Here is a 25,613-nt window from a genome sequence, read left to right on the forward strand (position 1 = left end):
TTCCCAATCAGTCCAATTCGGATGACTCAGGCAATGAGGTGCCGATTGTTCGGTAATCGGCACTCATACTCACATATTCGTTCCTATTCGGCAGATGCCTTCCTCTAAAATCAACGGAATCTATTATTGCTCACGACTATCGCGGCCACTTAGATCTTTCGGGTGATCCATCGCGCCAGGAGGCGTTGCCGCGGAGGACGAGAGCATGGAGCCCGACGATAAATTTGCCGCCGCCGACACGTCGATCTTCAGGGAGATCAAGCTGATCTCCGGCGAGCGGATCAGGCACGAGCGGAACCTGCGGGGCATCACGCAATTGGAGCTTGCCACCAACATGGGCGGCAGTCCGCGCTGGATGCGCGAGATCGAGGCCGGAGCGCCGGGCACGAAGCTGGAGGATCATCTGAAGGCCGCGCTCAGCCTCGGCATGCCGACGGGACATATCACCTTCCCGATCCTCTTTGCGGGGCAACGCATGCGGTTCCCGCGACAGCTGATCTACGGCGATCTGCCCGCCATCGAGCGCAAATGCATCGAGATGATATCGGACTCGGTGCTCACCGCGCTCAAGCAGGATCTCTCACCCGAATGGCGGCGCGGCGATGAGAGCGGCCAGATATGAAACCCGCAGGCGGCCCAAAGTGCGACGCGCCGCATCCTGGCAATCCATCGTCCCGCCAACGCAGGCAGGAAGAAATGGAAAGCTCATGAGCCGTCCGCATTATTCACCAGGTGGTCACTGGATGCCGTCTATTCCAGGCCAGACCTGTCAGGTCTGCGAAAAGCAGTACACAGCGCAAAGGATAAACCAGAAATTCTGCTCCCGAAAATGCGCGGGGCTGGCCCGGCGTTTGCCAACATCTCTCAGGGAAAAGTCCTGCCCTCATTGTGGTAAGACATTCGAAATCCCTGCCGGGCAAAATGCGAGTGGAAGCCACGCTGCGAAATATTGTTCGCGTGAATGCGTCCGGGCCCAACACGGGTGGTCACAGGCAAGGCGTGTATCCTGCGCCAACTGTGGAAAGCCGTTTGACGCTCCCGCTAAAGATGCAGCACTGCGGTTCTGCTCTACTGCCTGCCTGTATGGGCATCGCAGATCGCGACGCGTCACCAAGACATGCCTCAATTGCGGCGAGCCGTTCACTGTGTCGCGTGCGCGCTGCGACGAGATGTTGTGTTCACGCGCATGTTCGACGGCCTATTATGTCCGCGATCGGTCGCCGGGTTGGCAAGGCGGCGTCGTGAAGCAGAACGGGCGGACGTTTCGCAGGATCGACCGCAAGGGCTATGCCGCGAAATATGATGGTGAGCATCGGCTTGTCGCTGAACGCACGATCGGTCGAAGGCTCAAACGGAACGAGGTCGTGATTTGCCTGGATGGCAACAACGACAATCATGCACCCGCGAACCTGTTCCTGTTGCCGAACCAGAAGGAATTCGGTTTGTTGAAAGCGGGATCCGTGCCCTGGCCCGCGGAATCGAACCTGGGCTCTTATCGCGAGCGAGGATATAGCCGGCCCGATGTGATCGTCGTTCTCCATGAGTGGGAGAACAACAGGCGCCAGAACGCGGGATCTAAGCGCTACATCACGAGGCATCCCCATGCAGACGAGATCATAAAGCGCAGGCGCGCCGGAGCGAGCGTGCGCCAACTGGCAAAGGATTTCGGAACAAGCATGAGTACGATGGCGCAAACCATCCGCAACCGACTTTAGGACCATGGGGATTCATCGTGAGTTTATGATTGCGGCCGCGAGATCGCATCACCGCGCTGAAGCGGGACCTGTCACCAAATGGCGGCAGGGCGATGAGATCGGTCAGCCGTGAAGCGATACAAGCGAGCGTCAGTTGCTCCAGCTGGATTGATCCCTTGGCAGCCGTCCATCCGGGTCGTTGACCTCGATGCAGTTGCTGTCAGGCAGCGCCGCTACATAGAGAACGACATTGACGCCGTTTTCCTGCGTCAGGCTTGGAAAGACGATTCCGGGAAGGCCCGCTTCGAGCACCAGATCGCCCAGAACCCAGCTTGGCGGCTCGATGTGCAGATCGAACTTCAGATGGCGCCAGTCCTCGCGCCAATCATGCCAGAGATCGTCCCAAGGCTTACCTTGGCCCAGTTGCCTCAGATCGACGAGGCGCGAGAGGGTCGCGCTATATGAGGTCATCGTGCAGGGCGGCAGAAACGGCGATGTCTGCTGATACTCACGCAGCGCCGTCACTTCGTCGAGGGAGAGATAGAGAGCTTCCACGCCTGCCCTGTTGAACCGCCCGCCCTTTGCCGCGGCGCCGGCTCCGCTCAGCGGCCTGCTCGCCCATTGCGGCGTATGCGCGCGATACAATGTGGTGCCCTGCGGCAAGTCCCACAGAATCATCCGGCAAAGCCGGCGCTGATCGATTCCAGATAGTCTATGGCATCCTCGGTGCGACCTTCCTGCGCCAATTGCAGGAGCGTCTTATGACGGAAGGCGGGAATGGGCTCATTCTTGACCATGAAGAAGGCACGCTCGGTATCCGGCTGCACCGCCACGGCCGCCGAGAGCAGGCGCAACAGATCGCGCAGCGCGGACTGAAGCCGGGGCGATTCAGGGTGGGTGCGTAAGGTGTTTCGATGCACGCCCGTGAGCTCTGCCATGTCTTGGAATTGCAGCCCCAGCACCTTGGCGATGTTGACGGCCGACAGACGCGACGTTCCAGGCTCACGCGATGATGCCAGCACGTCGGTAAAACCCATTGAACCCATCATTCCATCCTATCGTGGTTCAAACTGCTCGCACTTTATACGCATAGTTCACGCACATTTCAAGAATGCTTATTGCGTCGCTCGGCCAGCCATCGCCCTAATGGAAATTTCGCGATCTCAGCTTGAGCGCGCCTTCATGCCAATCCGGTCCGCGCACACCGGCCATGCGCGGCCGGCGGTCCCACGGATCATCCGTCGCGCCGAACCGGGCGCCATCGCCACGTCCACCGGGCTTCGGGAACGCGCCGTCGCGCTCGCCCAGGCTGGAAAGCATCGGCGTAAGGTCGAACAGGCGCGCGCAAATCAAATGGATCACGTCGCCCTCGCGCTAGACCGCCCTCGCGGATGCAGGTCATGACATCCTGAAGCATCCGGCGGTCGGGATGGTGGAACAGCACGTCATTGAGGGCGACGGTCGGGACGCCGACCTGCGCCGCCGTGTTGATCAGATCGTGCAGCCGCAGGAAAGCGCGCGGCGGCCGCCGCAGGGTCAACGCGATATAGCAGCGGCCCGGGAACAGGCCAGCGAGCTGCCGCAGGCGCAGCGCGCCCAGGTCACCGGCGTCGTCGGGCGCCAGCATGGCGATCAGCCCTTCGCCCCAATCGGCCAGGTCATCCAATGCAGCTCGCACTTCGCCTTACCGGCGCGCGCCTTGCCGACCGACAGCAGCGGGCACAGCCGCGCATAGGCAAAAAAGCAGGATGCGGCATCTCCCCGCCTTAAAGTGCGATCTTGATCCTTTGGACACCGATCCGGAAATGCTAGATTGCCTGCGCGTCATGGCCTGCCTGCGTTGCCCACAGGGTAGCAATCCATGCGCTATTCCCATGCGGACTCATACGATCAGCTTCGGCGAACGCGTTCGCGTAATGGCCCGATAGCGATTCAATCGTTCCAAATCGGCCGGAAGGGAAGGGAGAGGGAAGGAAGCGGAAGCGGCGGACAGACAACTGAAGGCGCCACTCCCTCAACCACAGCACTGCAGTCGGCAGGCGGCGCGATCGAACGTTGCGATGCCTAACCTGCTGGCATTCTCCGATCTGAAGGCGAAGGACATTCCTTTCACCCGCCAGCATGTGGCACGCTTGATCAAGCAGGGGCGCTTTCCCGCACCGATCAAACTGGGCGTAGGCACGAACCGTTGGATAGCTTCCGAAATCGATGACTGGTTGGCTCAGCGAAAGGCCGCCCGGGATGAGGCTTTGGCATCGCGGCCGGGAAACTCATAGCCAATTTTAACGATAGCAGACCGAGCGTCCGCTAGTTCCGAACGGTTGCAGGCAAAGCCTTCACCCCGGACGTCGCTTGCGAATCGGCTTTCCGTGAGGAGCATAAGGCTCGTTCCCAAGCCGGGGCTGGATGCCTCAAGTCGGGTCTTGCATGGCAGATTTTTTGGTCGGTGCACGCGAACAACGCGTCACTCGCAGGAACATTCTCGAACCTCTGGGAGCCTCGCATCACGTCAAATCTGCTGCACAGTTTGCTGCACACAAGCGGAATCTTGATCGAAAATCGATCTTAGATTGCTATTATAAGTACCTAAAATTATTGATAAAGTGGTGGTGGACGCACTAGGGCTCGAACCTAGGACCCGCTGATTAAGAGCTGCAATCAGAGGGTCCTGGCGCGTCCGCATGGGTCCAAAAATGGCGGAAATCTGCGATTTATAGTCCGTATTGTTCTTGATATGTTCGCCAGTATCCAGTACAAAAAGCTACCTAAGGTAGCAGGTGCATATGGCGAACAAAGTTGGTTTAACGGACGCTCGGATTGCAGGCTTGAAGGCTCCTGCCACCGGACAAATTGAGCTTGCTGACCGCATCGTGACCGGGCTCCGGCTTCGAATGGGTGCGAGCGGCATCAAGACCTATATTCTGCGTAAGCGCGTTCAAGGCAAATGGTTGAACGTCACGATCGGGCGACATGGCCCGAGCTTCACCCTTGCCAATGCTCGGCGTAAGGCGCGGGATCTCCTGGTCGATGTTGAGCAGGGCAAGAACATCGCCAGAAAGCCAGGCGCGAAGAGGAAGGGATCGAAGGGCGTCGGGACGGTCGCTGAGCTCTACGAGATTTATCTGTCTCAGCAGATCGAGGGCAAAAAGCGGAGCGCGAAGGAGTTCGACCGGGTTTTCCGGAAGTACATCGAACCCGAGCTGGGTGACCGTCTCGCGGATTCCATCACTCGAAGCGACGTGAGCCGCTTTGTCGAGAAGATCGCATTCGAGCGGGGCAAGGAAACCCTGACGATGGCGCGCATCGTGTATCGCCATCTTTCGACTTTCTACACTTGGGCACTCACCAGACTCGAGCATTTGCCAGCCAATCCTTGCCGGGATGCATGGCGTCCGAAGCGAAGTGAGCCTCGCGACCGCGTACTCAGCGATCGAGAGCTCGCGGCCCTGTGGCAAGCCGCTGTCGAGGATGGCTATCCGTTTGGTCATCTTGTGCAAATGCTTGTTCTCACAGCCCAGCGCCGGGGAGAGGTGCTCGACGCCACTTGCGACGAGTTCGATTTCAAGGCGAAGGTTTGGACCGTCCCGGGAGACAGAGCGAAAAACGGCAAGGCGAATGTGGTGCCGCTATCCGCGCAGGCCCTCGCAGTCGTCACCGACATCTTCGCGGCCGCGGGGATCGCACCTGACGACGCTCACAAGCAATCCCAAATTCTGTTGGCATCCAAGGTCACCAACACGAACAGTGTTAGCGGACTGTCAAAGGCCTGGAAGCGGGTTAGGGCAAGCGTGGACGAGAAGCTCGGCTATGAGGCCGGTCATTTCACCATGCACGATATTCGCCGGACGGTGGCAACTGGCCTTCAGCGTCTCGGGATCCCTCTGGTGGTTTCTGAAGCCGTCCTCAACCACCAGTCTGGATCGGCTATGGCTGGTGTGGCGGGAGTCTACCATCGGCACCAGTACACCAACGAAAAGCGCGAGGCGCTTGCGCTATGGGGCAGGGAGGTTTTTCAGATCGTCGCCAGATACCCTCCGCAACAGGATCAGGATGGCTGATTTGCCATGCCGATCCAGTCTGCGCCCAGCCAGGCGATGCGCAAGGCCGCCTCTGGCGGCAATGTGTCCGAAGAAGGCGAGGATGTGGAAGAGGTCGAGGATACCGCCGAGGCGGTCCTGACGGTTGCGGTCGCCTGACGCCTGTTTCGCGTCCTTCCGGCAAACGTGTTACTTACGGAAACAGCACCTTTTCCAGCGCCTCGGCCAGTTCGCGCCGCCTGCCGGCGGAGAGGCTGTCGAGGTTGCGCTGTTTCCACAGGACGGCGGGCAGGTTCTGCACTTCGGCGATGCCAAGCAGCTCCCAGTCCGGCTCTCCCCGTTTGAAGTCGATTAGAAAGCGCCGGTGTCCGTCAGGCATGTTGGCGACCATCGCGGTGATGATCGCGTCGCGCGCGGCTTCAAGCTCGGCAAGCTTGACCGGCTCCTGCGTCATTCCGGCAAAGCCACGCGCGAACTCGTCGTGCAACGGCTTGCGCGCCGGGGCGAGGATTTCCGCCATCGGGCGGTTGTGGCTGGCGAGGTAGACAAGGAAAGCGCGGCGCAGCGCGTCCGTGACACCTTCGTTGGCCAGGAGCTCGCGCACATCGAAAAGATCGCGGGGATGCTGGCGGTCGAGCGCCGCCACGATCTTGCCCGCGTAGAGGTCGGCGAAGGACACGACCTGAATCTCGGCGAAGCCGAAGGCATCTTCGACGGCGGGCGTCACGCCGGTGACGACGGGATCATAAACGGTGCCGCGCAGTACGGGGGTCTCCTCGATCTTGATTTGCACCTCGTCCGCACGGACGATCAGCTTGGTGACGATGTTCTCGCCGGCCGAGCGCGAGGCATGGACCCGCGCACCGCGTATGCCCTTCTCGATCCGCTTCGCGATGCGCAGCATGGCGGCGTCGATCGCGGCGAGCGAGGCGGCGCGATCCTCGACCGGCAGATAGGTGAGGTCGATGTCGACCGAGAGGCGCGGCAGGTCGCGCACGAACAGGTTGATCGCCGTGCCGCCCTTGAGGGCAAAGACTCTTTCCTCAGCAACGAACGGGAGAACGCGGATGAGAAGGGCGACCTGTTGCCGGTAGGTGTCGAGAAATGCCATGGCGATCAATGCGCCTCGAGATCGGCGGGAACGGTGATCTGGTAGCGCGAGTCCAGCCTGCCGTCTTTGACAAGGACGCGCTTGCCCGCGCCGAGATCGACGCGCGAGGTATCGAGACGCGAGCGCCACGCATGGCGGTGGCGGTCGGCAAAGAACAGGAAGAGCCGCTTCACCTTGACGCTGGCGCAGGATTCAAGAAGCGTTTGCAGGCGGCGCGGACTCAAGTCGCTCATGCCTTCCATCAGGGCATCGACCTGATGGAAACTCTCGTGCCCGGGGAGTTCGTCGAGCAATTCGAGAACGGCGCGCTCCTTGCTGGAATAGCGCAGAGGCAAGGTCTGGCCAGCGGCGCCGGCCATGACAGGGCTTGGCTCGGGCGGCGCATCGGCATCGCCGGGAAACAGTCGCAGACTGTTGTGCCAGCGGAAAGCAACATCGAGCGGCAAGCAGGCAAGCCAGGTCGGCGGGCGCTTCGGCCCGTAGAGGTGAACCTCACGCACCGAAGCCGACAGGTAATGGGCGTAGCCCTGCTGTTCGAGCGCGGTGCGCCCGCCAACGGTCAGGGGCAGGTCGAGCACGGTCTGGAGCGAGACAACGGTCTGCTGCCATGTCAGCGGGGTGCGCGCACGGCGATAGACGCGCCGCGCCGGACTAGTGAGCCAACCGGCGCGAACGTACTGGCTGCGCAGAGATGATGAATAACCGTGGGCTTCCATCCATGCCGCATCGGCAAGGAGTCCCTCGGGGAGTTCCTGCTGGAGGCGGTTTAACTTATGGTCAGAACGCATAGCCATACTTAGCATTTTGCCTGATTCGTAAACCGATGTCGAGTTTATAAATTCCAGTTTTTGCAAAGCCGTACTTGGCGTTTCATGCAATCCATAAACCTATCAGCCCTATTAACCGCACATTATGCGGTGAATAGGGCTGATATTCGCCGCAAACGGGCAGGGGCGGGGCGCGCGTCAGCGCCCTCCGGCCTCCTCTGTTTTCGGCTTCGGAGTATATGCGATGATGCTGCGCTATGCCCACCTCGCGCCCGGACACAAGCTGAAGGCGGTCGAAGTGTCGACCGCAAGGTTCCGCTCGCGGCGGTAGCGTGACATGGTCCGGCTTGATCTGTTGTCATATTTGACTACAGATTGCCGCGATGGCTGGCCCAGACAATTCATGCGACCTGGTGCGCGGCTCGGGCAATGTCTTCGCCGATTTCGGCGCGCCCGATGCGGGCCTGCGCCAGCTGCGCGCCACGCTTGCCGCTGAAATCATCAAGGCGCTCGATGCCGAAGGGTTGAGTGTGCGCGATGCCGGGGCGCGGACCGGCGTGGCGGCGGCGGATTTCTCGCGCATTCGCCAGGTCAAGCTCGACCGCTTCACCGTCGACCGGCTGCTGCGGATTCTCGACCGGCTGGACTGGGATGTCCGGGTGGAGGTTTCGGTGACGCCGCGCGCGCCCGGAACGGCGGAGGCCCCGATTGCTAGCTGACTCATGCCTATTGCAGGACCGCCAGCGAATGCAGGTCGTTCGGATGCGCTATGGGGTAGGGAAGTTCTCCAACTCGTGGCGAGATATCCGCCGCAGGAGAATCAGGAAGGATGACTGTCCGCGCCAATCCAGTCGGCGCGTAGGCGATCCATCCCTGCAACGACGCCTTCGACGATCACCTTCGAGCCGATAAGATCGTCGGCAACTTCCTCGCTTTCGACAATCCAGACCTCGTCTGTTTTCGTGGTCAGGATCATCCCACGCCTGCCGCGGCTCAGCATTCCTGACACGCGTATTCGACCGGAACTCACCACTACCCCCCTGTTCAGAAGCGCCAATGACGCAGCACATCGCGCACATAGGCCGGTGTCTCGCCATTGCGTGGGATACCGCCCGCTCGCTCGACGGCGCCAGGGCCTGCATTGTAAGCGGCGAGGGCCAGATGCACTACCCCGAACTTGTCGAGCATCTGACGCAGATACTTCGCCGCGCCGAAGAGGTTCGCTGCGGGATCGAAGCGATTTGGCACGCCAAGGTCGCGCGCGGTCCCCGGCATCAACTGACCCAGGCCAGCGGCACCAGCCTTGCTGATCGCCAGGGGGTTATACCGGGACTCCGTCCATACCAGGGCGTCGAGAAGGCCAATTGGCAGCGAGTATTGAGCCTCCGCTGCATAGACATGGGGAAGGTAGCTTGCCCGTCGAAAGCCCGATGGGCCGGTGCCTTCGGGCTTCGCATAACGATAGGGGAGGTAGGTCCTGCCCGCTTCGAGAACCGGAGCGCCGGACGAAGCTGCCAGGGACTGTCGCCAGATCCCATGTTCGACCAGTTGGAAACCGTTCGCCCCCTCGGCCACACGGAAACCGTCAGGTCTGATCTCTGGTGCAGCACCCTCAGGGGCAGCCTCCCCTTGCGCGTGAGCCGGGACGACGAACGCCCATCCCGTCACCGCCGCTGCGATCATTGCCCATCTCAGTCTCATTTCCCGATTCCTTCTATGGCCGAATCGGGGTGGAACATATATAGAACATTGCATGTAGGTGAATTTGCTCAATGCCGGGGCGAAGGTGGTGTCCGCGCCGGCATAGGCAGCGCTTGCTGCGAGCGCGGCAACCGCGACCGGGAGAACGAGGCTGGCTGCGTGGGTGAGACGAGGGGCGCCGAGGCGCCGGGTAAGGGCAAGTGCAGGCATGAAGAAAGCTCCGTTTGGAGGGTTGGACACAGCGCTTTGCGTTCGCTGTGTGTTCTTCATGACTCTAGGAAATGATCGTAGGAAAGTGAGAATGCGTGATCGGGCTGGAATGTGGATGCATACGGACATCTGGGAGTAGGGGGAGGTGGCTCTAAGCGGCTTAATGGCCGCATTATTGCTGATATATCGACGCGGGAATCGGCGGAGCAGGACGGAGATTCACGGCGCCTCAATGCCTCGCATCGAATCACCTAGAAACGAGATGTTCTTTTATTGTTCTTTTCTGTTTCCTACAGATAGAGCGCTGCGATATGCCTGCGAATCATGTGATCGTGATGGAGTGACGCGACGATGCCCGACCAGCCTGCCACGCCCGACGCGGCCAATGAGCGCCTTGCACGCACGCTGTGCTGCGCAGTGGATGGAGCGGGCAAGCCGCGTCACCAGATTGCCCGCGAAGCCGGTATGCACAAGGATACGCTGCTGCGCGTCATCCGCGGCGAACGCCCGATTACGCTGGGCGAGGCGGCTCGGATCCTCGAGGCCTGCGGCGCGCCTGTACGCGCCACTCTGGCGCTGGTGCTCGCCGGACATGAAGCGCTTGCCGCGCAGTGGATGCACCATGAGATGGGTGCATTCCTCGACGAGTTCTTCTCTGTCATCGGTCGTGCAATTCTCCGCAAAAGTGGGCTTTGAAAATTCCCTAGTTGGTGGCCCCTTCATCTCATTCTGCCGGGGCTAGCCCCGGCAGAATGAGATGAGCCGACATTGTCCTCATCTCCTTTGCAGACGCGGAGACGGGGCCGATGATCCGACTTGGAGAATTGATGATGATCCTCGAACTACATCGGCAGGGTGTATCGATATCCGCCATTGCCCGACGCACTGGTCGCGATCCCAAGACCATCCGAAAATATATCGAACGGGGCATCGAGGCCCCGGTTTACGGCCCTCGCATGCTGGGTCGACCGAACAAACTGGCACCCTATCTGGAATTTTTGCGTGAGCGAGTGACGGCCTTTCCCGATCTGACTGCGGCGCGCCTGACGCGGGAAATCCGTGAGCTGGGATATATGGGCGCCTATACCGCGGTAAAGCGGTTCCTGGCAGCGATCCGGCCGGAAAACGGGCCTAAGCCCTTTGAGGTTCGGTTCGAGACGCCGCCTGGCGTGCAGGCACAGGTCGACTTTGCCCGGTTCGTCGTCGAATTTACCGATGAGCCCGGCGTCAGCCGGATCGTCTGGCTGTTCAGCCTGGTGCTGGGACATTCGCGCTTCCTGTTTGCGCGCTACGTCATGCATCAGGATCTCCAAAGCCTGTTGCGCTGTCATATGCAGGCCTTTGAAGCGCTCGGCGGCGTCCCGATCGAGATCCTCTACGATCGCATGAAAACCGCTGTGACCGGGGAAGATGATCAGGGCCACATCATCTACAATCGATCATTGCTGGCTCTGGCCGGGCATTATCGCTTCGTGCCGCGCGCCTGCCGTCCCTATCGGGCCAAGACCAAGGGAAAGGTCGAGCGGCCATTCAGCTATATCCGCAAGGACTTCTTCCTGGGCCGGAGCTTCCGCAATCTGGACGATCTCAATGTCCAGCTGATCGACTGGCTCGATACCGTCGCCAACGTCCGTGTCCACGGCACGACGCAGCGGATTATTGCTGAAGCCTTCGCCGCCGAGCAGCCTGAGTTGCAGCTGCTCCCGGCGGGCCGCTTTGACGCTGTTCTGAAGCTGGAGCGCCGCGTCAGCCACGATGGGATGGTCTCGGTCGGCGGCAATTACTACAGCGTTCCCGATCGCACCCGGCGCGTCGTCGAAATCCAGCAGTTGCCCGACAAGATCCGGATCGTAGACCTGGGCCAGGTCATTGCCGAGCACCCGGTTCTTGAGGGGCGCCGGCAGTACAGGATCGATCCTGCGCACCGGACAGGCAGCAGCGGCGCCAAGCGCCGTATCCATGGCAAAGAGGTAATCGCCATCGGTCGTGTAGGCGAGCATGTCACCGTGCGCTCCCTGGCCATCTATCAAGCGATCGGCAGCCAACTGGCGCGGGGAGAACGGCCATGAACCATGGGGGTGCCGCATCCCGCGTCGATAATATCCGCCGCAGCCTGGTCCATCTCAAAATGCCACGCGCCCTGGAGATGCTCGACGCCACCCTGCGCGGCATAGAGCAGGGCAAAATCGATGGCATCGAGGCCATCGACATATTGCTGAACGAAGAACTGTCGCTCCGGGAGAACCGCAGGATCAAGGCAGCCCTGCGCATGGCAAGGCTGCCGATCATCAAGACGCTGGACGGATATGACTTCTCCTTCCAGCCATCGCTCGACCGGAACCGCATCCTGGCGCTCGCTGGCCTGGACTTCATCAACCGGGCCGAGGTGGTGCATCTGCTGGGCCCGCCCGGTACCGGGAAAAGCCATATCGCCACGGCCCTTGCCGTCGAGGCCGTGAAGGCGGGCAAGAGCGTCTACTTCATCCCGCTCGCCGATCTGATCGCTTCACTGACCAAGGCTGAACGCGAGGGCACGTTGCGCGAGAAGATCCGCTTCCTATGCCGATCCTCCCTGCTCGTCGTCGACGAGATCGGGTATCTTCCCGTCACGCCCGGCGGCGGCAATCTCTTCTTCCAGCTCGTCAACGCCCGATACGAAAAGGGTGCCATGATCCTGACATCCAACCGCGGCTTCGCCGAATGGGGTGATGTCTTTGGCGATCCGGTGGTGGCCACCGCGCTGCTCGACCGCCTTCTTCACCACGCTGTGGTCGTCCAGATCGAGGGCTCCAGCTATCGCATGCGACAGCACGCCGACCTGCTGCCCGAGCATGCGCGCATGGCACCGTCCATCAACCCACCGCCCTTGCCGAAACGGCGCGGCCGCCCGCCAGCAAAGGAAAAGCCCGATCTCCATCACGGCTGATCACCGACACCAACCCTCCCGCCAAACTAGGGAATTTTAGATGCCCACTTTTGCGGAATCTTCGGTGCCCGTTGACATTCTCCGCGCTGCCCGGAGAATTGAACGAGGCGCTGGGCGACAGGATTGGTGATTTGCGCCCGCGCTGGGCGATCGGCACGTCGCGACTGGTTGCCCGTATGCTGTCCAAGCACATCGATGAATTTGCCGCTCGCGACATGTCGCTCGCGATCGGTAGGTGAGGGGGAAGCAATGATCGGAGGGGAACCCGACAATTGCTTTGTCCAAGGATTTTCTCATGGCCCCCGCTCAATTGAAAACTGAATCGTCTGCCTTGCTTGCACGCGCTGACGTCACCCCGGCTCCGCCGGCGCCGAGGCTAATTCGCCTGCCCGAAGTGATGTCCCGTGTCGGACTGAAGCGGTCCGCAATCTACCAGCGCATGAGTGAGGGCCGGTTTCCTAAGTCGCGGTCGCTTGGCGGCAAGTGCACGGTTTGGGTTGAGGCCGAAATCGATGATTGGGTCAATTCGGTGGCTGCGCGCTAAAAAGAGGCGCGCCAAACTTCAGGGATCACAGTCAGACCGCCCGATATCGGCGGCGTGCGAGTTTAGCGTTGCGATGGCACTGTTAAGCCCTTCCCGGCCACGTCAGGCCACCTCTACTGTCTCCACCGAGTCGCGTAAGTAGAATCCTGCGCAACCCCGTTCCGCTTGGAAGTGAAGTCGCGCAGCCGGCTATCGCAAGCCCCTAGCTCTGCTTTTTAACGTCATATTGTTGTTCGACAGCACCAAATCCTGCCCCTCCCGCTGTTTCGATCCGTACGGTATCGGTTCTGGACATACGCTGTTGAAACTGTGGGACGGCCGTTTTTCCGTTGATTAAAAAGCGGCTGAGCTCGCCCGGATCGCCGCCGTCCATGCCATTGGGTGGGTTATGCAAAGCTGTGCATTGCGCGCTCAACAGCCATTCCTTGTCACTGCGGACGCGAAATTCAACGACCTGGCCATCGCCACCATGCTGGCGGCCCGTGCCACCAGAACCACGACGAAGCTCCTTCTTGATGAAGACGATCGGTGCCTCACGCTCCAACATTTCAACCGGCGTTGACCGCACACCCGTGGGATAGTTCGTCGCATCCATACCGGGCTTGAGGCGGCGAGCGCCCATGCCGCCGGCTACGGTGAAGAAGATATTGTAGTGCTTTCCGGCGTCATCGAGCCCCGACACCACCGCGGTGCTTGGGCAACCGGGGCCGTTCGCTAGCACACGATCGGGAACGGCATTGAACAGAGCGTCGAGGATGGGCATCGGAACATACATGCCCACAACGTGGCGCGATGCGACTGGCGCGGGATAGGTGCAGTTGATGATGCTCCCTGCGGGTGCCGAAAACTTGATGGGACGCAAGCTACCGGTATTGTTAGGAAGTTCTGCAGCGAGACATGACCGCACCGCGAAAGTGGCGTAGGCGCGAGCGTAGTTTTCAACAACATTGACGCCGATGTTCAGCTGATCGGAACTGCCAGTGAAATCGAGGTTCACCTCGCCGCGCTCATTGTCGATTGTCAATCTGAGGTCGAGATGGATCGACGTGTCGGCCGTCAGTTCGAATTCGCATCGGCTGGCCCAGGTTCCCGCAGGGCAGCCGCGGATTGCCGCGCGCATCGCGTCTTCTGATCGTTGTATGATTTCGGACGAAAGCTCCTCTATATCGTCGAGACCATGGCGATCGCACATCTCGTTGATGGCCACGCCGCCGCTCAGGGCGCTGGAAATTTGCGCTGCAAGATCGCCGACCACGACATCAGGTACACGGACGTTCGACCGGATTATGTCGTAGAGTACCGCGTTGGGTTCTCCCGCCTCGACCAATTTCATTGGCGGAATCGAAAGTCCTTCCTGGTGTACATCGATCGCCATCGACGACATGCCCAGCCCTCCAATGTCGGCGTGATGGTTGGTCGAGCCGAGATAGGCGATAATCTTGCCATTGCGAAACACCGGAGCCAGGATCGTGATATCGAAATAGTGACCTGCACCGAGCCAGGGGTCATTGGTGATAAGGACGTCGCCTTCCGCAATGTTCCCGGCGAACTTCTCGATCAGAAACTTGCCGCAGGCCTCCAGGCAATTTACATGACCAGGCGTGCCCGTTTCGGCTTGCGCAACCATGTTGCCCTCTGCGTCGAATACCGCATAGGCTAGATCGCCTGCCTCACGCACAACAGCGGCGAAAGCCGAGCGTTGCATCACCTTCGCCCGTTCTGACACAAGACTACGCAGGTTCGTCCAGTATTGTTCCAGTTCCAATGGACTCATGACTTCAATCCTCTCGTTCGGCCACGACGCATCCGAGTGGACCGGCGCGAACGGTCCAGCCCGGGCAAATTACTAATGTTGTTTCCCGCTCTTCAATAAGCAGCGGACCCTTGATGCGTGTCTCAACATCCAAACTCCGTCGCTGGACCACCTTCACGTCGTGCGATCCCCAGGCGTGCACCGGACGTATCTTCTCCTCTGCAAGCCTCTCTCCCGCATGTGAAAAGGCAGGAGCCGCGCTTGCAGGCCCGCTGGCGGCAATGCGCCAATTGACGATTTCGACGTCTAGCTGAGGCTGGCATACAGAGTGCCGGCGGCGCAATTCCGCTTCGAACAGTTCCCGCAAAGGTGTCGCGGGCGAGGGACGCTCGGGGAACGTCACCGGAACTTCGTAATGCTGGCCATAGTAGCGCATATCAGCGCTGAATTTGAGTTCGACATCGCCATCTTGCACGCAAGCCACATTGAGGGCCTTACGGCTTTCGGCCTCGATGTGCCCGAGGAGTTCGTGAACCATTGGCCAATCCATATCCTCGAGTCGCATCAAAGCGCTCTGCGTCAGATCGAAGCGGACGGGAGTGACGAGGGCACCGAAAGCGGAGAAGACGCTTGCGAGTGGCGGGTATATGACCTTGCTACTGTTAAGAAGGTCGGCGACCTGGCAGGCATAGACTGGACCAGACCCACCAAATGCGAGCAGCGGCACCCCGCGATAGTCAACGCCGCGTTCAGCCGCGTGTGTTCGAACTGCACCGGCCATCGCCTCACAAACAATGTCATAGACGCCACGTGCCACTTCAACCGAGCCGATTCCGAGCTTCTCTCCCACCACCGCAAGCGCATTAGCAGCAGCGCGGGCGTCGAGTTTCATCTCGCCACCCAGGAAGTTATTCGGGTCAAGAAGGCCAAGATGAACCGCAGCATCGGTTACCGTCGCATTGGTCCCGCCGCGCGCGTAGCAGGCAGGACCCGGACTCGCGCCGGCGCTTCGCGGGCCGACCTTGAGCAATCCCATGTCGTTTATGTGGGCAATGCTTCCGCCGCCCGCGCCGATTTCGATGAGGTCGACCGTCGGCACATTTACCGGGAAGCCGCTGCCCTCTTTGAGCTGATACGCCCGATCAACCTCGAATTCAGCGGCTACGAGCGGTTCGTAATTCTGTATAAGGCAGACTTTTGCGGTTGTTCCGCCCATGTCGAAGCCAAGAATCTCGGGGGCATTGAGAGACTTAGCAAAAAATGCTGTTGCGAGGGCGCCTGCGGCGGGGCCGCTCTCAATCATTCGCACAGGGAAGCGCGCGGCCGTTTCCACCGCTACAAGGCCGCCTGAGCTAAGCACCATCAACGGCTCGGGACGGAACCCCTCTTCCGTAAGTTTGCGCTCAAGTTCGTCCAAATATGGCTTTGTCACGGGGACGGCATAAGCGTTTACCGCCGTTGTGGAGGCACGCACATACTCGCGGATCTGAGGCGAAACCTCTGATGACAGCGAGATTTCAAGTTCTGGCAAAAGCTTTTTCAAGCGCTCCGCGACGAACCTCTCGTTGGTCGGATTAATGTAGCTGTGCATGAAACAGATGCCGATCGATTGCACTCTATGCTCTGCCAGAGTTGCAGCAAGCGCATTGATTTCGGCTTCTGAGGGTGCCTTGCCGTTTGTGCCATCGGCATAAACCCGCTCATCGATCGTGAAGGTTTGATCTATGATAGGTTCGGGTGCTTCAATCTGCGTATCATAGATATCGAAGCGGTCTTCCCGACGAATGCGCAAAGTGTCTGCGAAACCATCGGTGAATAACATCGCAGATTTGGCGCCACGCCGCTCGATCAAGGCGTTGGTAACGGTGGTGGTGGCGTGCACTATCCTGTCGTTAACATCGGCCGGCGCCAGGCCGGCTTTCGTCAAGACGCCGGTAATTCCTCTGAAAAAGCCCTCAAGAAGGTCGTCCGGTGTCGTGAGCGTCTTTTCGACGAACGAGGTATTGCCATTGATTAGAACGACATCCGTGAACGTTCCTCCGATATCGACAGCAATTGAAATACTCACCATGAGAATAGGCCTTTCCAATATGCTTCTACGAATGGCTCGGATTTGGGGCTGGAACAGCGCCCGGCGATGCGAGATCTGGAATGGTACCGAACACAACCTGCGCCAAGCGCGACTTGAATTTCCAGGTACCATCGTGACGGACATATTGGTCGTGGAAATCTGCTATCAGAACAGGCGCAGCCGAAGACGTCGCCGTTCCGTCAGCCGCATAAAGCTGAAGAACGATGATTCCGACCGCGCTTTCCGAAGTTAGAGATGCAAGTCTGAGGTTCGAGAAGAGGTGCCGCGAAATGCGATGGCCGCGCATCCGGCGAGCCTCATAAAATGCCTCGATCCGATCTCTGCCATCGAGCTCAAGGCGTCCCCTAGCAGATTCAATATGATAGCTACCATTGGCAGCAAATAGCTCGGCCACGCCTGATCCGCCGTCATGGTCGATTCGCCAGGCGAATTCAGTATTGAGTTGCAGAATCTGCCACCAGTTTATGTCTTCATTCATTGCTTCACCCGGAGCTTTGATCGTCGATGCGCATCTTTCGCGGCCCAACTGCAGGTTGACCGTCGGCCTTCATTTAACATGCTTGCGCGATAGCAACTATCATAGACAACCGTGAAGCGCAAGCGCGTCGGCGCGCGACAGCTGGTTGATTAGGCCACCAGCTAGACACGGCGCATGTAGGTGGTGCTCTGCCACCTGAAAATTGGATCGTTTTGAGTTAGAGTTTTCGGCCTCAGATTTCCTTGGCTGGGCAAGGAGGCGTGGCATGAAGGCATCGAAGTTTTCGGATGCGCAGAAGGCGTTCGTGATCAAGCAGGGTGAGGAAGGGACGCCGGTGGCGGAGGTCTGCCGCAAGGCGGGGATCAGCCAGGCGACGTACTTCAACTGGAAGAAGAAGTACGCGGGGCTGCTGCCAACGGAGATGCGGCGGCTGCGTGAGTTCGAGGAGGAGAACGGCCGCCTCAAGAAGATCGTCGCCGACCTGACGCTCGATCGGGAGATGCTTCAGGATATCGTCCGCCGAAGCCGCAGGCGGCCAAGCGAAGCGCGGCCAACGCTCTGAGGCCGGATCGGAAGCGCGAGCTGTTCGGCGGGATGCTGACGGACCGATCCGCAGGGCTTGCAAGGTCCTGCCGTTCGACACCTCGAGCTACCATTACAAGTCCCGCCGCACCGATCCGGCCGCGATCAAGAAGCGCCTCAAGGTCATCTGCGAGACGCATGTCCGCTACGGCTACCGCCGCGTGTACTACATGCTTCGCCGAGAGGGCTGGGTCGTAAACGCGAAGAAGGTTTATCGGCCTTACAGGGAGTTGGGTCTGCAGCTGCGCAACAAGACGCCCAAGCGACGGGTGAAGGCAAAGCTACGGGAGGATCGTGCGCCGGCGGTCCGGCCGAACGATGTATGGGCGATGGACTTCGTCCACAACCAGCTCGCAACGGGTCGCAAGCTGCGGATCCTGACGGTGGTCGACACGTTCGGCCGGTTCTCGCCGGTGATCGACGCACGGTTCAGCTACCGCGGAGAGGACGTTGTGGCGACGCTTGAGCAGGCCTGCAGGAAGGCGGGCTAGGCGAGCGGACCCTCGCCTGTCTCAATCGCAACCGCCAGCTCCCCAAGGACTTCGAGCAGACCATCGCCTCGGCCACTGCATGGCTGTTTGTTGGCTCGATCCAGCTCCTCACGCGCCGCACCTCAAGGCTTTGAAATTTCGATAGATAATTTCGAATTAGTCTCTAGCACTATCTCTCGCTGAGGCAGATATTCCATCATCAGGCCGGTCGCGCCGATGTCTTGTCGTCAGGGGCGAATAATTTTGGGACTGTCAGGATTTCCGTGTGTGGGCGGGCATAATGGGCAAGAAGGAGTCCCACTATGTCCCGACGCAAGGAGCCGGTAATTCCGGCTGATTTACTGGATCAACTTCTGGCTGGCGGCGATGCCACGGCAGCCCTTCAGCAGGGTGGCCTTCTGGATTCGCTGAAGAAGGCGCTGGCCGAACGCGCCCTCAATGCTGAGATGGATCATCATCTTGGGCACGGCGACCAGGCCGGCAACAACCGTAATGGCTATGGCCGCAAGACGGTGGTCACGGACACCGGCAAGATCGAGATCGAGGTACCCCGCGATCGGCAGGGCAGCTTTGATCCGCAACTGATCGCCAAGTACCAGCGCCGGTTCCCCGGCTTCGACGACAAGATCGTGTCGATGTACGCGCGCGGCATGAGCACGCGGGAGATCACCGGGCATCTGCGCGAGCTATACGGCATCGACGTTTCGCCGGACCTCATATCGACCGTCACCGACGCCGTGCTCGAGGAGGTCGCCGCCTGGCAGGCCCGCCCGCTCGATCCGGCCTATCCGCTGGTTTTCTTCGACGCCATTCGGGTCAAGATCCGCGATGAGGGCATGGTCCGCAACAAGGCGATCCACATCGCGCTGGGTGTGCTGGCCGATGGCACCAAGGTCGTTCTGGGCCTGTGGATCGAGCAGAACGAAGGCGCCAAATTCTGGCTGCGCGTCATGAACGAGCTGAAGAACCGTGGCGTCGAGGACATCATGCTGGCCGTTGTCGATGGCCTCAAGGGCTTCCCTGACGCAATCACCGCCGTGTTCCCAGAAGCCGTGGTCCAAACGTGCATCGTCCATCTGCTGCGCAACTCAATGGACTTCGTCTCCTGGAAGGACCGCAAGCCGCTGGCCACGGCACTGAAGGGCATTTACCGCGCCGTCGACGCCAAGGCCGCCGAGGAAGCACTCACGGCCTTCGAGGACAGCGAATGGGGGCGGCGCTACCCTGCAATCGGCCAGAGCTGGCGGCGGGCGTGGAGTGAAGTTATTCCCTTCTTCGCCTTCCCCGACGAGGTCCGCAGGATCGTCTACACCACGAATGCCATTGAGGCCCTGAATGCCCAGCTCCGGCGGGCGGTCAGAGCCAGAGGACACTTTCCCAACGACGAGGCCGCGACCAAGTTGCTCTATCTGATCTTGAACAGATCCGAGAAAGAGTGGAAAATGCCGCCGCGTGAGTGGTCCATGGCCAAGGCCCAGTTCGCCGTCCTGTTCGGCGAACGCTTCATCAAGGCCATGGCGGCGTAATGTTTAACCGCCCGCCCACACACGGAAATCCTGACAGTCCCATAATTTTGAGAATTATGCTCCGCGTTGAGTCGTGCATCGCAGCGGGATTTACCTCGGCTGGCGACATCAACCACTGCAACACAGTGCCGCGCAGCATACCGACAATCAACGTGGCTGCGTGATTGGCGTCGAGCAAAGAGCTCACATCTCCAGCTGCAATCCCCTCTTCTAGACCACCCCGAACGATGGACCGGAACCACTCGTCGATCTCCTGAAACCGCTTCCTGAACTGGACTTCGCCCACCGCCGCCTCGGCACGAAGCCTGTAGATCGCGCTCATTTCTGCCGGAATGTGTTCGATGGCTGCCAGATAGCTTTCTGCGAAAGCTAATATCTTTTCAACTCCGGCGCGTCCCTCCAGCGCAGGGGATAGGAAACCGTTGAAAACATCGCGTATGCTTTCCAATACCAGTTCGAACAGCCGCTCTTTCGTCCCAAAGCGCTCGCGAACGATGCCGCGGCTGTATCCGGCTGCTTGGCCGATTTCAGCGAGTGACGTGCGCGTATAGCCTTGCTCGGCAAAGAGCTTGGTCGCGGCCAAAATTACTGCGTCCGCAGACAGTGCACGCCGTTGCGCCTGCGTCCGCCGCACAGGGCTCTCGATTGCAGCCTTAAGGGATATTGGTGCCATGACCCATACTAGGATCTGAATCCTTCACTTGCAACGCACCTCGCAAGTATGTTAGTTGCATGGGCACAAGCAAATAACATGCTGATTCACGACGATGCTTCTAGGCGAGATTTAGTACCAATGGAGCTGCTAATGGCAGGAAGGACCGAGTGCTATGCATCTGCTCCGGCGCGGCCCCTGCCGGCCCTTCCGTCGCAGCCCCGTCGCTCGCCTGATCGTGCCAGCGCTTTGCATGAGTGCACTGACACTGATGGGCATTTGCTTTGACTTCGGCGCACGCTTGCGCCGGGTCGATGGTCTTTCGAGGTTCGCGACCTCACCAGATCCCAGTCTCGATAAGGAGATTCACCGATGAAACTATTGAGTTATATGGCCGACGGCGAGGGACGCGTCGGCGCTCTTCTCGACGACGACAGAGTACTTGATCTGCGGGACGTTCCCGGAGTCGAGCTCCCTGCGGATGTTGCAGGAGATATGATGCGGCTGATTGAGGCAGGAGATGGAACATGGGAGGCACTGCGCCAGGCGCTTTCCACCATCGACGGCGCGCTGCTCAGTGAACGTGCAGTCTCAATTGCCGGCATCGAGTGGCTTCCACCCGTGCGCCGGCCGTCCAAGATCGTCTGTGTTGTCACTAACAACCGCGCTCTCGATGCTATCAAGGTTCGCGCCCCGACCGACCATCCAGCGTTCTTCATCAAGCCAAGTTCCGCGCTCATCGGCCACCTCCAGCCGATTGAGATTCACAAGAGCTATGGCTTGACCCACCCTGAGCCCGAACTGGCGGTCGTAATTGGGAAAACGATCAAGGGCGCTTCCGAGCAAGAGGCTGCCGCCGCTGTGTTCGGCTATTCCATTGTCAACGACGTGACGTCGGTTGGTCTGAGAGAGGAAGATTCCTTCTCCCTGCAGGTGTTCATACCTACAGAAGGGCATGCAGAGCCCCAACCGACCTTGGTGCACACGAGCTACGCGGGACGGTACAAAGGCGCCGACACTTTTGCTCCGATGGGCCCTGTGCTTGTAACGCGCGACGAAATTCCGGATCCCTCTCAACTCGCGATACGGTGCATGGTCGGTGACGAGCTGATCGCTGCCGACCCACTGAAAAATTACATCTGGTCAGTTGCAGCGGCGCTGTCCCATATCAGCCGAACAACAACCTTATATCCTGGCGACGTTGTCGCGATGGGGACAGCAACCGGTAATTCCGCCGAGCGCGCAGCGGCCGGTATTCCAGCGGTCCTCAAAGCTAATTTAAACGGCGCGACAAAACCTGTTGTGATTTCGATCACGGGTATCGGAGTACTCGAAAATCCGATCCATACCCTCGAAAGCTGATATCCTTGTACCAGACCATTTCATTGACGGCCGAGAAGGCGCTTTTCCCGCGCTCTGACATTGATTTTGTCGCTCGGCGCACCGTGTCCTGCTTCGGAAAGGATCAGCGAAGCATCTGAATCAATTGATCCGTGATTGCCTGGTTGCTGAACCGCGCAGGTTTGTACCATTCCAGCAGCCAATTCATGGCACCGAAGAGGAGAGGCGTCACAAGCTCGATCTGGGATCGTGCGTCGATCACCCCGTCCTTCTGGCACTCCAACAGTAACGCGAACCAATAATCCTCATATTCGTGACGCGCTGGCAACGCTGCCGTCCGCACGAAGCGTGGCACCTGCGAAAAGATACGCGTGGTTGCAACTGGCAGGCTATTCTCCCCGAAGAGGGCGGCAATATGAGCGTTGATGGCCGCCCTAAGCCGGTCGATAGGAGGAGCGTCGGCCGGCAGGCTGTCGACGCTGTTCCTGACACACTCAAGGATGTGACGGTGCGCGAGCTGCAGCACCTCTTCGACTGTGTCGTCCTTTGATCCGAAATAATGATAGACGGTCCCGGTTGTTACCCCTGCCGCAGCGGCGATTTCCCGTAGGGAGACCGCAGCGTAGCCTCGCGCCCGGAACAAAGCTGCAGCAGCCTCAATCAGGCGCATGCGCGCGGATCCATCGATCTTCCTGCCACTTCCCTTTGATGCCGATGCCTGCCCATTTTTCGCCAACACACTCGTCCTCGCAAGAAATTCATGCCTGATTCGAAGTGTTCTTTCGCGTCTTAAACGGACGCATGTCAAAGGCATTGGGATTCGACGGATCAAAACTCGCCAGCAGCACATCCTTCCGGACCTTTTGAGTCGCGGTCACAGGAATGTCCTGAATAAACTGGATCCATCCGGGCAGCTTGTGTGAGGCTAGAGTAGCTTTGCTTTCATCGAAAATACGCTTGGCTTCATCCAGACACGGCGTCCGTCCCTCGCTGAGCACAACACAAGCCAAGGGCTCCTCGTCACGAATTGGGTCTACGACGGCCAGCACAACGACGCCGTTGATGAACGGATCGCCGATAAGCGCTTCCTCGATTTCGGCTGCGGCAATATTTTCCCCGCTACGTCGAATGATATTTTTTCGCCGCTCGACGAAGTAGAGCATGCCGTCGTCGTCCTGGCGAACGACATCGCCGGTATGAAACCATCCGTTCTGCCAGGCTTCCTCGGTGGCAGCCGCATCGTTGACATAGCCGGAGAAGAAGCCGGATCGGGGATCGGACCCGGCGCATCGTACGAGTAACTGCCCGCTCTGTCCTACCGCAACGGGCCGATCATCGTCGTCAGCGACAAGCACCTCCAAGGGAGCGTGGGGCTTGCCGAAAGCGCGTGTGTCGGTGCGCCTGGGTTCCGAGGCGTTGGCAATCAGCCGGGAGGTTTCAGTCATGCCCCAGACCTCGATCAGGGGAAAGCCAAAGCGTTCTTCAAACGGCGCATGTAAGACCGGATCAACGCCGGCACCCAGCCCGAACTTCACGGTCGGCGCGCCTTCATTCTCGGCATGCGGCATTTTCAACAGGATGGGCGGAATGAGACCGAGATAGTGCACGCCGGTGGCACGTGTCTCGCGAATTTCTGCCCACCAGCGCGAGGCGCGAAAGCGATCCGTCACGATCAGACATCCTCGTTGCCGCAACATTGCGTTTAGCGCCAAGACACATGCGTTCATATGGAAAGTCGGCAGCGGAACGTAGAGGCGCTCCACGTCGGGTTCCAATGTCAACAGGCCGCCGACATCGACATAGCTGCGCCCAGATGCGAGACATGAGCTGTTGCTGATCATGCAGCCCTTCGGACGGCTGGTGGTGCCCGAGGTGTAAATGATCAGCGCAGCACGCTCTTCGGCATCGTCGACCGCCGGCACCGCAGGGCAAGACGGGGCAGGGATGACAAATTCGCCTGCGTCCAGATCGACGACCGCAGGAGCGGGGGACAGTTCCGCAGCGCCCGCACGCACGCGCGAGCCGGCTTCACCTGCCATAATCACCAGTGAGACGCTGGCCTGACGCAGCCCATGCGCGAACTCATGCGGGAGGTAGTCGGGGTTAAGCGGGACTGCACAGGCTCCCAGCGCGTTTAGTGCGAGAAAGTGCCAGAAATGCTCGGGCCGGTTGCCGACAACCAATGCGACCCGGTGGCGCGGCCCATATCCGGCCTGCCGGTAGAGCGCAGCGACCGCGTTGATTTCGGCCAAGGCCTGCGCGTAGGTGAATTCTGCGCCATCCTGCAGATACGCCCGCTCCGAGCAACTCGGTACGACGAGGAAGGGACGATCGGGCGAGGTCGCCGCGGCTGCCGCAAACATCTCGTAGACCGTACGCGCGCTCTCCGCGGCAGGACTATTGTCGATGCCCGACATTAGAGGCGCTCGATCAGCGTGGCCATGCCCTGGCCGCCGCCGATGCACATGCTGATGATGGCAAAGCGGCCGCCGCTGTCCTGCAGATGGTCGATTGCGGTCAGAGTCATGCGGATGCCGGTCGCGCCAGGTGGATGCCCGATGGACATGCCGCCGCCATAAAGATTTGTTTTTTCGTGCGGGATCCCAAGCTGAATCTCAGCGTGAATGTTGACGACTGCAAACGCCTCGTTGATTTCCCAATAGTCAATGTCGCCCACCGTCAGGGACTGGCGCTCCAACAGCTTGGCAATAGCGGGAACCGGGCCAGCACCCATGAGTTCAGGCGGTACGCCAACCGTTTCCATCGCCACGATACGGGCGAGCGGTCGCAGGCCTTCCGCCTCAGCGGCGTCACTGCTGGCAACTATGATCGCAGCAGCGCCGTCGGTTACCCCGCTTGCGTTTCCGGCCGTGACGTGGCCGCCAGCCTTGAAGACAGGCCGAAGTTTCGCGAGCTTATCCGCCGTTGCGTCGAACCGAATATATTCGTCCTGCGCGAACAATCGCTCACCTGCTTTCTCCTTGATCAGGATCGGCTCTATCTGACGAGCGAGGAAGCCGCTTTCGACGGCCTTGCGTGCGCGCATCTGGCTCTCGAGCGCCCACACGTCCATCGCAGGACGTGTGTAGCCATTTTCCTCGGCGAGCAATTCGGCCGTCTCGCCCATGAACTCCCCTCCGAAGGAACAGCGATAGACGTTGTCGAGGCTGTCTTCCAAGGTCTGTGGGCCTCGCTTCGGCGTCCAGCGCGAACTGCGCAGGACGAAAGGCGCGCGACTGAAGTTTTCACCTCCTCCGGCAATGCCGATCCGTGATGACCCCGCCATGATCAGCCGGGCGATCGTCGCGATGGCTTCGGATCCCGAGGCGCAGGCGCGGTTGACGGTGACCGCGCTCGAGTCGACCGGCAGACCGGCGCCCAGGGCAACGCGCCGGCTAATGAAGTGGCCATCGCCGTCGACCGGAAGGACGTTGCCGAAAGCCAGATGATCGATGCGGGTAGGCGAAATTCCAGCGCGATGGATGGCCGCGGTCGTCGCATGGACGCCCAGATCCGTGAGGGGCGTATCCCGCAGTGACTTTCCAAAATCGCCAAACGGCGTGCGCGCGCCCTGGGCCAACACTACCTCAACCATCTGCCTCTCCTTCGATCCTGAACCTGACGCTCCACTGGTCATGCCCGCGCCTCTAACATGAATAACGCTCGTTATCAATCGGAAGGGCCGCTCCCCGCTAAGATGGACGCCGT

27 protein-coding genes and 2 pseudogenes are annotated in these 25,613 nt (G+C 59.9%); 15 read left to right on the forward strand and 14 right to left on the reverse strand.

All coding sequences use genetic code 11. The features are described from left to right. Positions 1 to 205: 205 nt before the first annotated feature. Both KFK14_RS07475 and KFK14_RS07480 read left to right on the forward strand, forming a co-directional pair. Positions 206 to 622 (forward strand): helix-turn-helix domain-containing protein, encoded by a 417-nt coding sequence (locus KFK14_RS07475; protein ID WP_212610436.1) that lies wholly within the window; start codon positions 206 to 208, stop codon positions 620 to 622. 619 nt (positions 623 to 1,241) lie between these two features. After that, positions 1,242 to 1,715, forward strand: coding sequence for a helix-turn-helix domain-containing protein (locus KFK14_RS07480; RefSeq protein WP_212610437.1), 474 nt, complete (start codon positions 1,242 to 1,244; stop codon positions 1,713 to 1,715). A 129-nt stretch (positions 1,716 to 1,844) separates the two neighbouring features. On the opposite strand, the gene KFK14_RS07485 is transcribed toward KFK14_RS07480, so the two are convergent. The 3 genes from KFK14_RS07485 to KFK14_RS07495 form a co-directional block, all read right to left on the reverse strand. After that, the gene (locus KFK14_RS07485) at positions 1,845 to 2,372 is read right to left on the reverse strand and encodes an RES family NAD+ phosphorylase (RefSeq protein ID WP_212610438.1); all 528 of its coding nucleotides are present in this window, start codon (positions 2,370 to 2,372) and stop codon (positions 1,845 to 1,847) included. Continuing rightward, positions 2,369 to 2,731, reverse strand: a complete 363-nt coding sequence (locus KFK14_RS07490; RefSeq protein WP_212610439.1) for a nucleoside/nucleotide kinase family protein — start codon at positions 2,729 to 2,731, stop codon at positions 2,369 to 2,371. The genes KFK14_RS07485 and KFK14_RS07490 overlap by 4 nt, the downstream gene beginning before the upstream one ends. Positions 2,732 to 2,928: 197 nt before the next feature. After that, positions 2,929 to 3,360 (reverse strand): PHP domain-containing protein, encoded by a 432-nt coding sequence (locus tag KFK14_RS07495; RefSeq protein WP_212610440.1) that lies wholly within the window; start codon positions 3,358 to 3,360, stop codon positions 2,929 to 2,931. Positions 3,361 to 3,754: 394 nt separating this feature from the next. On the opposite strand from KFK14_RS07495, the gene KFK14_RS07500 reads away from it, so the two are divergent. The 3 genes from KFK14_RS07500 (at position 3,755) to KFK14_RS24200 (ending at position 5,890) form a co-directional block, all read left to right on the forward strand. Continuing rightward, the gene (locus tag KFK14_RS07500; RefSeq protein ID WP_212610441.1) at positions 3,755 to 3,970 is read left to right on the forward strand and encodes a helix-turn-helix transcriptional regulator; all 216 of its coding nucleotides are present in this window, start codon (positions 3,755 to 3,757) and stop codon (positions 3,968 to 3,970) included. A gap of 507 nt (positions 3,971 to 4,477) precedes the next feature. Continuing rightward, on the forward strand, positions 4,478 to 5,752 hold the full coding sequence (locus KFK14_RS07505; protein WP_212610442.1) for a tyrosine-type recombinase/integrase: 1,275 nt from the start codon (positions 4,478 to 4,480) through the stop codon (positions 5,750 to 5,752). 6 nt (positions 5,753 to 5,758) lie between these two features. Further along, positions 5,759 to 5,890 (forward strand): hypothetical protein, encoded by a 132-nt coding sequence (locus KFK14_RS24200; RefSeq protein ID WP_281417179.1) that lies wholly within the window; start codon positions 5,759 to 5,761, stop codon positions 5,888 to 5,890. A 34-nt stretch (positions 5,891 to 5,924) separates the two neighbouring features. On the opposite strand, the gene KFK14_RS07510 is transcribed toward KFK14_RS24200, so the two are convergent. Next, positions 5,925 to 6,842, reverse strand: a complete 918-nt coding sequence (locus tag KFK14_RS07510) for a nucleotidyl transferase AbiEii/AbiGii toxin family protein (RefSeq protein ID WP_212610443.1) — start codon at positions 6,840 to 6,842, stop codon at positions 5,925 to 5,927. A 5-nt stretch (positions 6,843 to 6,847) separates the two neighbouring features. Then, positions 6,848 to 7,636 (reverse strand): type IV toxin-antitoxin system AbiEi family antitoxin, encoded by a 789-nt coding sequence (locus tag KFK14_RS07515; protein WP_212610444.1) that lies wholly within the window; start codon positions 7,634 to 7,636, stop codon positions 6,848 to 6,850. Between the two features lie 356 nt (positions 7,637 to 7,992). On the opposite strand from KFK14_RS07515, the gene KFK14_RS07520 reads away from it, so the two are divergent. After that, positions 7,993 to 8,328, forward strand: coding sequence for a helix-turn-helix domain-containing protein (locus KFK14_RS07520; RefSeq protein ID WP_246524958.1), 336 nt, complete (start codon positions 7,993 to 7,995; stop codon positions 8,326 to 8,328). Positions 8,329 to 8,429: 101 nt separating this feature from the next. On the opposite strand, the gene KFK14_RS07525 is transcribed toward KFK14_RS07520, so the two are convergent. Both KFK14_RS07525 and KFK14_RS07530 read right to left on the reverse strand, forming a co-directional pair. Continuing rightward, positions 8,430 to 8,609, reverse strand: coding sequence for a DUF5818 domain-containing protein (locus KFK14_RS07525; RefSeq protein ID WP_274378208.1), 180 nt, complete (start codon positions 8,607 to 8,609; stop codon positions 8,430 to 8,432). 44 nt (positions 8,610 to 8,653) lie between these two features. Then, on the reverse strand, positions 8,654 to 9,310 hold the full coding sequence (locus KFK14_RS07530; protein WP_212610445.1) for a lytic transglycosylase domain-containing protein: 657 nt from the start codon (positions 9,308 to 9,310) through the stop codon (positions 8,654 to 8,656). A 561-nt stretch (positions 9,311 to 9,871) separates the two neighbouring features. On the opposite strand from KFK14_RS07530, the gene KFK14_RS07535 reads away from it, so the two are divergent. The 5 genes from KFK14_RS07535 (at position 9,872) to KFK14_RS07555 (ending at position 12,990) form a co-directional block, all read left to right on the forward strand. Next, the gene (locus KFK14_RS07535) at positions 9,872 to 10,216 is read left to right on the forward strand and encodes a helix-turn-helix domain-containing protein (RefSeq protein WP_212610446.1); all 345 of its coding nucleotides are present in this window, start codon (positions 9,872 to 9,874) and stop codon (positions 10,214 to 10,216) included. A gap of 110 nt (positions 10,217 to 10,326) precedes the next feature. Then, on the forward strand, positions 10,327 to 11,589 hold the full coding sequence (istA, locus tag KFK14_RS07540; RefSeq protein WP_127692189.1) for an IS21 family transposase: 1,263 nt from the start codon (positions 10,327 to 10,329) through the stop codon (positions 11,587 to 11,589). Continuing rightward, on the forward strand, positions 11,586 to 12,446 hold the full coding sequence (istB, locus tag KFK14_RS07545) for an IS21-like element helper ATPase IstB (protein WP_212608798.1): 861 nt from the start codon (positions 11,586 to 11,588) through the stop codon (positions 12,444 to 12,446). Before istA ends, istB begins: the two co-directional genes overlap by 4 nt. Positions 12,447 to 12,544: 98 nt before the next feature. Next, on the forward strand, positions 12,545 to 12,685 hold the full coding sequence (locus KFK14_RS07550) for a hypothetical protein (protein WP_212610447.1): 141 nt from the start codon (positions 12,545 to 12,547) through the stop codon (positions 12,683 to 12,685). A gap of 92 nt (positions 12,686 to 12,777) precedes the next feature. Then, entirely contained in the window at positions 12,778 to 12,990 is a 213-nt protein-coding gene (locus KFK14_RS07555; RefSeq protein WP_425516680.1) for an AlpA family transcriptional regulator, read from the forward strand. 202 nt (positions 12,991 to 13,192) lie between these two features. Here the strand turns inward: KFK14_RS07555 and KFK14_RS07560 are convergent, their stop codons facing one another. Genes KFK14_RS07560 through KFK14_RS07570 form a run of 3 tightly spaced genes read right to left on the reverse strand, consistent with a single transcriptional unit; the run spans position 13,193 to position 17,313 of the window. Then, positions 13,193 to 14,764: a hydantoinase B/oxoprolinase family protein gene (locus KFK14_RS07560; protein WP_212610449.1), complete on the reverse strand. Its 1,572-nt coding sequence runs from the start codon at positions 14,762 to 14,764 to the stop codon at positions 13,193 to 13,195. 4 nt (positions 14,765 to 14,768) lie between these two features. Further along, positions 14,769 to 16,814: a hydantoinase/oxoprolinase family protein gene (locus tag KFK14_RS07565; protein ID WP_212610450.1), complete on the reverse strand. Its 2,046-nt coding sequence runs from the start codon at positions 16,812 to 16,814 to the stop codon at positions 14,769 to 14,771. Positions 16,815 to 16,839: 25 nt separating this feature from the next. Further along, positions 16,840 to 17,313: a nuclear transport factor 2 family protein gene (locus tag KFK14_RS07570; RefSeq protein WP_212610451.1), complete on the reverse strand. Its 474-nt coding sequence runs from the start codon at positions 17,311 to 17,313 to the stop codon at positions 16,840 to 16,842. A 265-nt stretch (positions 17,314 to 17,578) separates the two neighbouring features. On the opposite strand from KFK14_RS07570, the pseudogene KFK14_RS07575 reads away from it, so the two are divergent. The 3 genes and pseudogenes from KFK14_RS07575 to KFK14_RS07585 form a co-directional block, all read left to right on the forward strand. After that, positions 17,579 to 18,383: pseudogene (locus KFK14_RS07575) on the forward strand (IS3 family transposase); the annotation flags it as partial. Between the two features lie 5 nt (positions 18,384 to 18,388). Continuing rightward, a pseudogene (locus KFK14_RS07580) lies at positions 18,389 to 18,520 on the forward strand (IS5/IS1182 family transposase); the annotation flags it as partial. Between the two features lie 168 nt (positions 18,521 to 18,688). Then, positions 18,689 to 19,912 carry an IS256 family transposase gene (locus tag KFK14_RS07585; RefSeq protein ID WP_066768497.1) on the forward strand — a complete coding sequence of 408 codons (1,224 nt, stop codon included), beginning with the start codon at positions 18,689 to 18,691 and terminating at the stop codon, positions 19,910 to 19,912. Here the strand turns inward: KFK14_RS07585 and KFK14_RS07590 are convergent. Then, complete coding sequence (locus tag KFK14_RS07590) at positions 19,893 to 20,495, reverse strand: TetR/AcrR family transcriptional regulator (protein ID WP_212610452.1); 603 nt, start codon at positions 20,493 to 20,495, stop codon at positions 19,893 to 19,895. The two genes, KFK14_RS07585 and KFK14_RS07590, sit on opposite strands and share 20 nt — an antisense overlap. A 441-nt stretch (positions 20,496 to 20,936) precedes the next feature. Here KFK14_RS07590 and KFK14_RS07595 point away from each other — a divergent pair, with 441 nt between their 5' ends. Further along, positions 20,937 to 21,926, forward strand: coding sequence for a fumarylacetoacetate hydrolase family protein (locus tag KFK14_RS07595; RefSeq protein WP_099185940.1), 990 nt, complete (start codon positions 20,937 to 20,939; stop codon positions 21,924 to 21,926). A gap of 103 nt (positions 21,927 to 22,029) precedes the next feature. Here KFK14_RS07595 and KFK14_RS07600 read toward each other — a convergent pair whose 3' ends face one another. The 3 genes from KFK14_RS07600 to KFK14_RS07610 form a co-directional block, all read right to left on the reverse strand. Continuing rightward, positions 22,030 to 22,575, reverse strand: a complete 546-nt coding sequence (locus KFK14_RS07600) for a TetR/AcrR family transcriptional regulator (protein WP_212610453.1) — start codon at positions 22,573 to 22,575, stop codon at positions 22,030 to 22,032. Between the two features lie 88 nt (positions 22,576 to 22,663). Then, positions 22,664 to 24,322 carry an AMP-binding protein gene (locus tag KFK14_RS07605; RefSeq protein WP_099185937.1) on the reverse strand — a complete coding sequence of 553 codons (1,659 nt, stop codon included), beginning with the start codon at positions 24,320 to 24,322 and terminating at the stop codon, positions 22,664 to 22,666. After that, entirely contained in the window at positions 24,322 to 25,485 is a 1,164-nt protein-coding gene (locus tag KFK14_RS07610; RefSeq protein WP_212610454.1) for a thiolase family protein, read from the reverse strand. The genes KFK14_RS07605 and KFK14_RS07610 overlap by 1 nt, the downstream gene beginning before the upstream one ends. Positions 25,486 to 25,613: the final 128 nt, after the last annotated feature.

The sequence above is a fragment of the Sphingobium phenoxybenzoativorans genome (genome assembly GCF_018286635.1).
Classification (GTDB): Bacteria; Pseudomonadota; Alphaproteobacteria; order Sphingomonadales; family Sphingomonadaceae; genus Sphingobium; species Sphingobium phenoxybenzoativorans.

Excerpts from the sequence above, each read along its gene's own strand:
- KFK14_RS07515 (WP_212610444.1), bottom strand. The coding sequence starts at position 7,636 with ATGGCTATGCGTTCTGACCATAAGTTAAACCGCCTCCAGCAGGAACTC.
- KFK14_RS07520 (WP_246524958.1), top strand. The coding sequence starts at position 7,993 with ATGGCTGGCCCAGACAATTCATGCGACCTGGTGCGCGGCTCGGGCAAT.
- KFK14_RS07605 (WP_099185937.1), bottom strand. The coding sequence starts at position 24,322 with ATGTCGGGCATCGACAATAGTCCTGCCGCGGAGAGCGCGCGTACGGTC.
- KFK14_RS07560 (WP_212610449.1), bottom strand. The coding sequence starts at position 14,764 with ATGAGTCCATTGGAACTGGAACAATACTGGACGAACCTGCGTAGTCTT.
- KFK14_RS07510 (WP_212610443.1), bottom strand. The coding sequence starts at position 6,842 with ATGGCATTTCTCGACACCTACCGGCAACAGGTCGCCCTTCTCATCCGC.
- KFK14_RS07485 (WP_212610438.1), bottom strand. The coding sequence starts at position 2,372 with ATGATTCTGTGGGACTTGCCGCAGGGCACCACATTGTATCGCGCGCAT.
- KFK14_RS07530 (WP_212610445.1), bottom strand. The coding sequence starts at position 9,310 with ATGAGACTGAGATGGGCAATGATCGCAGCGGCGGTGACGGGATGGGCG.
- KFK14_RS07585 (WP_066768497.1), top strand. The coding sequence starts at position 18,689 with ATGTCCCGACGCAAGGAGCCGGTAATTCCGGCTGATTTACTGGATCAA.
- KFK14_RS07565 (WP_212610450.1), bottom strand. The coding sequence starts at position 16,814 with ATGGTGAGTATTTCAATTGCTGTCGATATCGGAGGAACGTTCACGGAT.
- KFK14_RS07535 (WP_212610446.1), top strand. The coding sequence starts at position 9,872 with ATGCCCGACCAGCCTGCCACGCCCGACGCGGCCAATGAGCGCCTTGCA.
- KFK14_RS07600 (WP_212610453.1), bottom strand. The coding sequence starts at position 22,575 with ATGCGCCTGATTGAGGCTGCTGCAGCTTTGTTCCGGGCGCGAGGCTAC.
- KFK14_RS07505 (WP_212610442.1), top strand. The coding sequence starts at position 4,478 with ATGGCGAACAAAGTTGGTTTAACGGACGCTCGGATTGCAGGCTTGAAG.
- KFK14_RS07490 (WP_212610439.1), bottom strand. The coding sequence starts at position 2,731 with ATGGGTTTTACCGACGTGCTGGCATCATCGCGTGAGCCTGGAACGTCG.
- KFK14_RS07500 (WP_212610441.1), top strand. The coding sequence starts at position 3,755 with ATGCCTAACCTGCTGGCATTCTCCGATCTGAAGGCGAAGGACATTCCT.
- istB (WP_212608798.1), top strand. The coding sequence starts at position 11,586 with ATGAACCATGGGGGTGCCGCATCCCGCGTCGATAATATCCGCCGCAGC.
- KFK14_RS07570 (WP_212610451.1), bottom strand. The coding sequence starts at position 17,313 with ATGAATGAAGACATAAACTGGTGGCAGATTCTGCAACTCAATACTGAA.
- KFK14_RS24200 (WP_281417179.1), top strand. The coding sequence starts at position 5,759 with ATGCCGATCCAGTCTGCGCCCAGCCAGGCGATGCGCAAGGCCGCCTCT.
- KFK14_RS07475 (WP_212610436.1), top strand. The coding sequence starts at position 206 with ATGGAGCCCGACGATAAATTTGCCGCCGCCGACACGTCGATCTTCAGG.
- KFK14_RS07525 (WP_274378208.1), bottom strand. The coding sequence starts at position 8,609 with ATGCTGAGCCGCGGCAGGCGTGGGATGATCCTGACCACGAAAACAGAC.
- KFK14_RS07595 (WP_099185940.1), top strand. The coding sequence starts at position 20,937 with ATGAAACTATTGAGTTATATGGCCGACGGCGAGGGACGCGTCGGCGCT.
- istA (WP_127692189.1), top strand. The coding sequence starts at position 10,327 with ATGATCCGACTTGGAGAATTGATGATGATCCTCGAACTACATCGGCAG.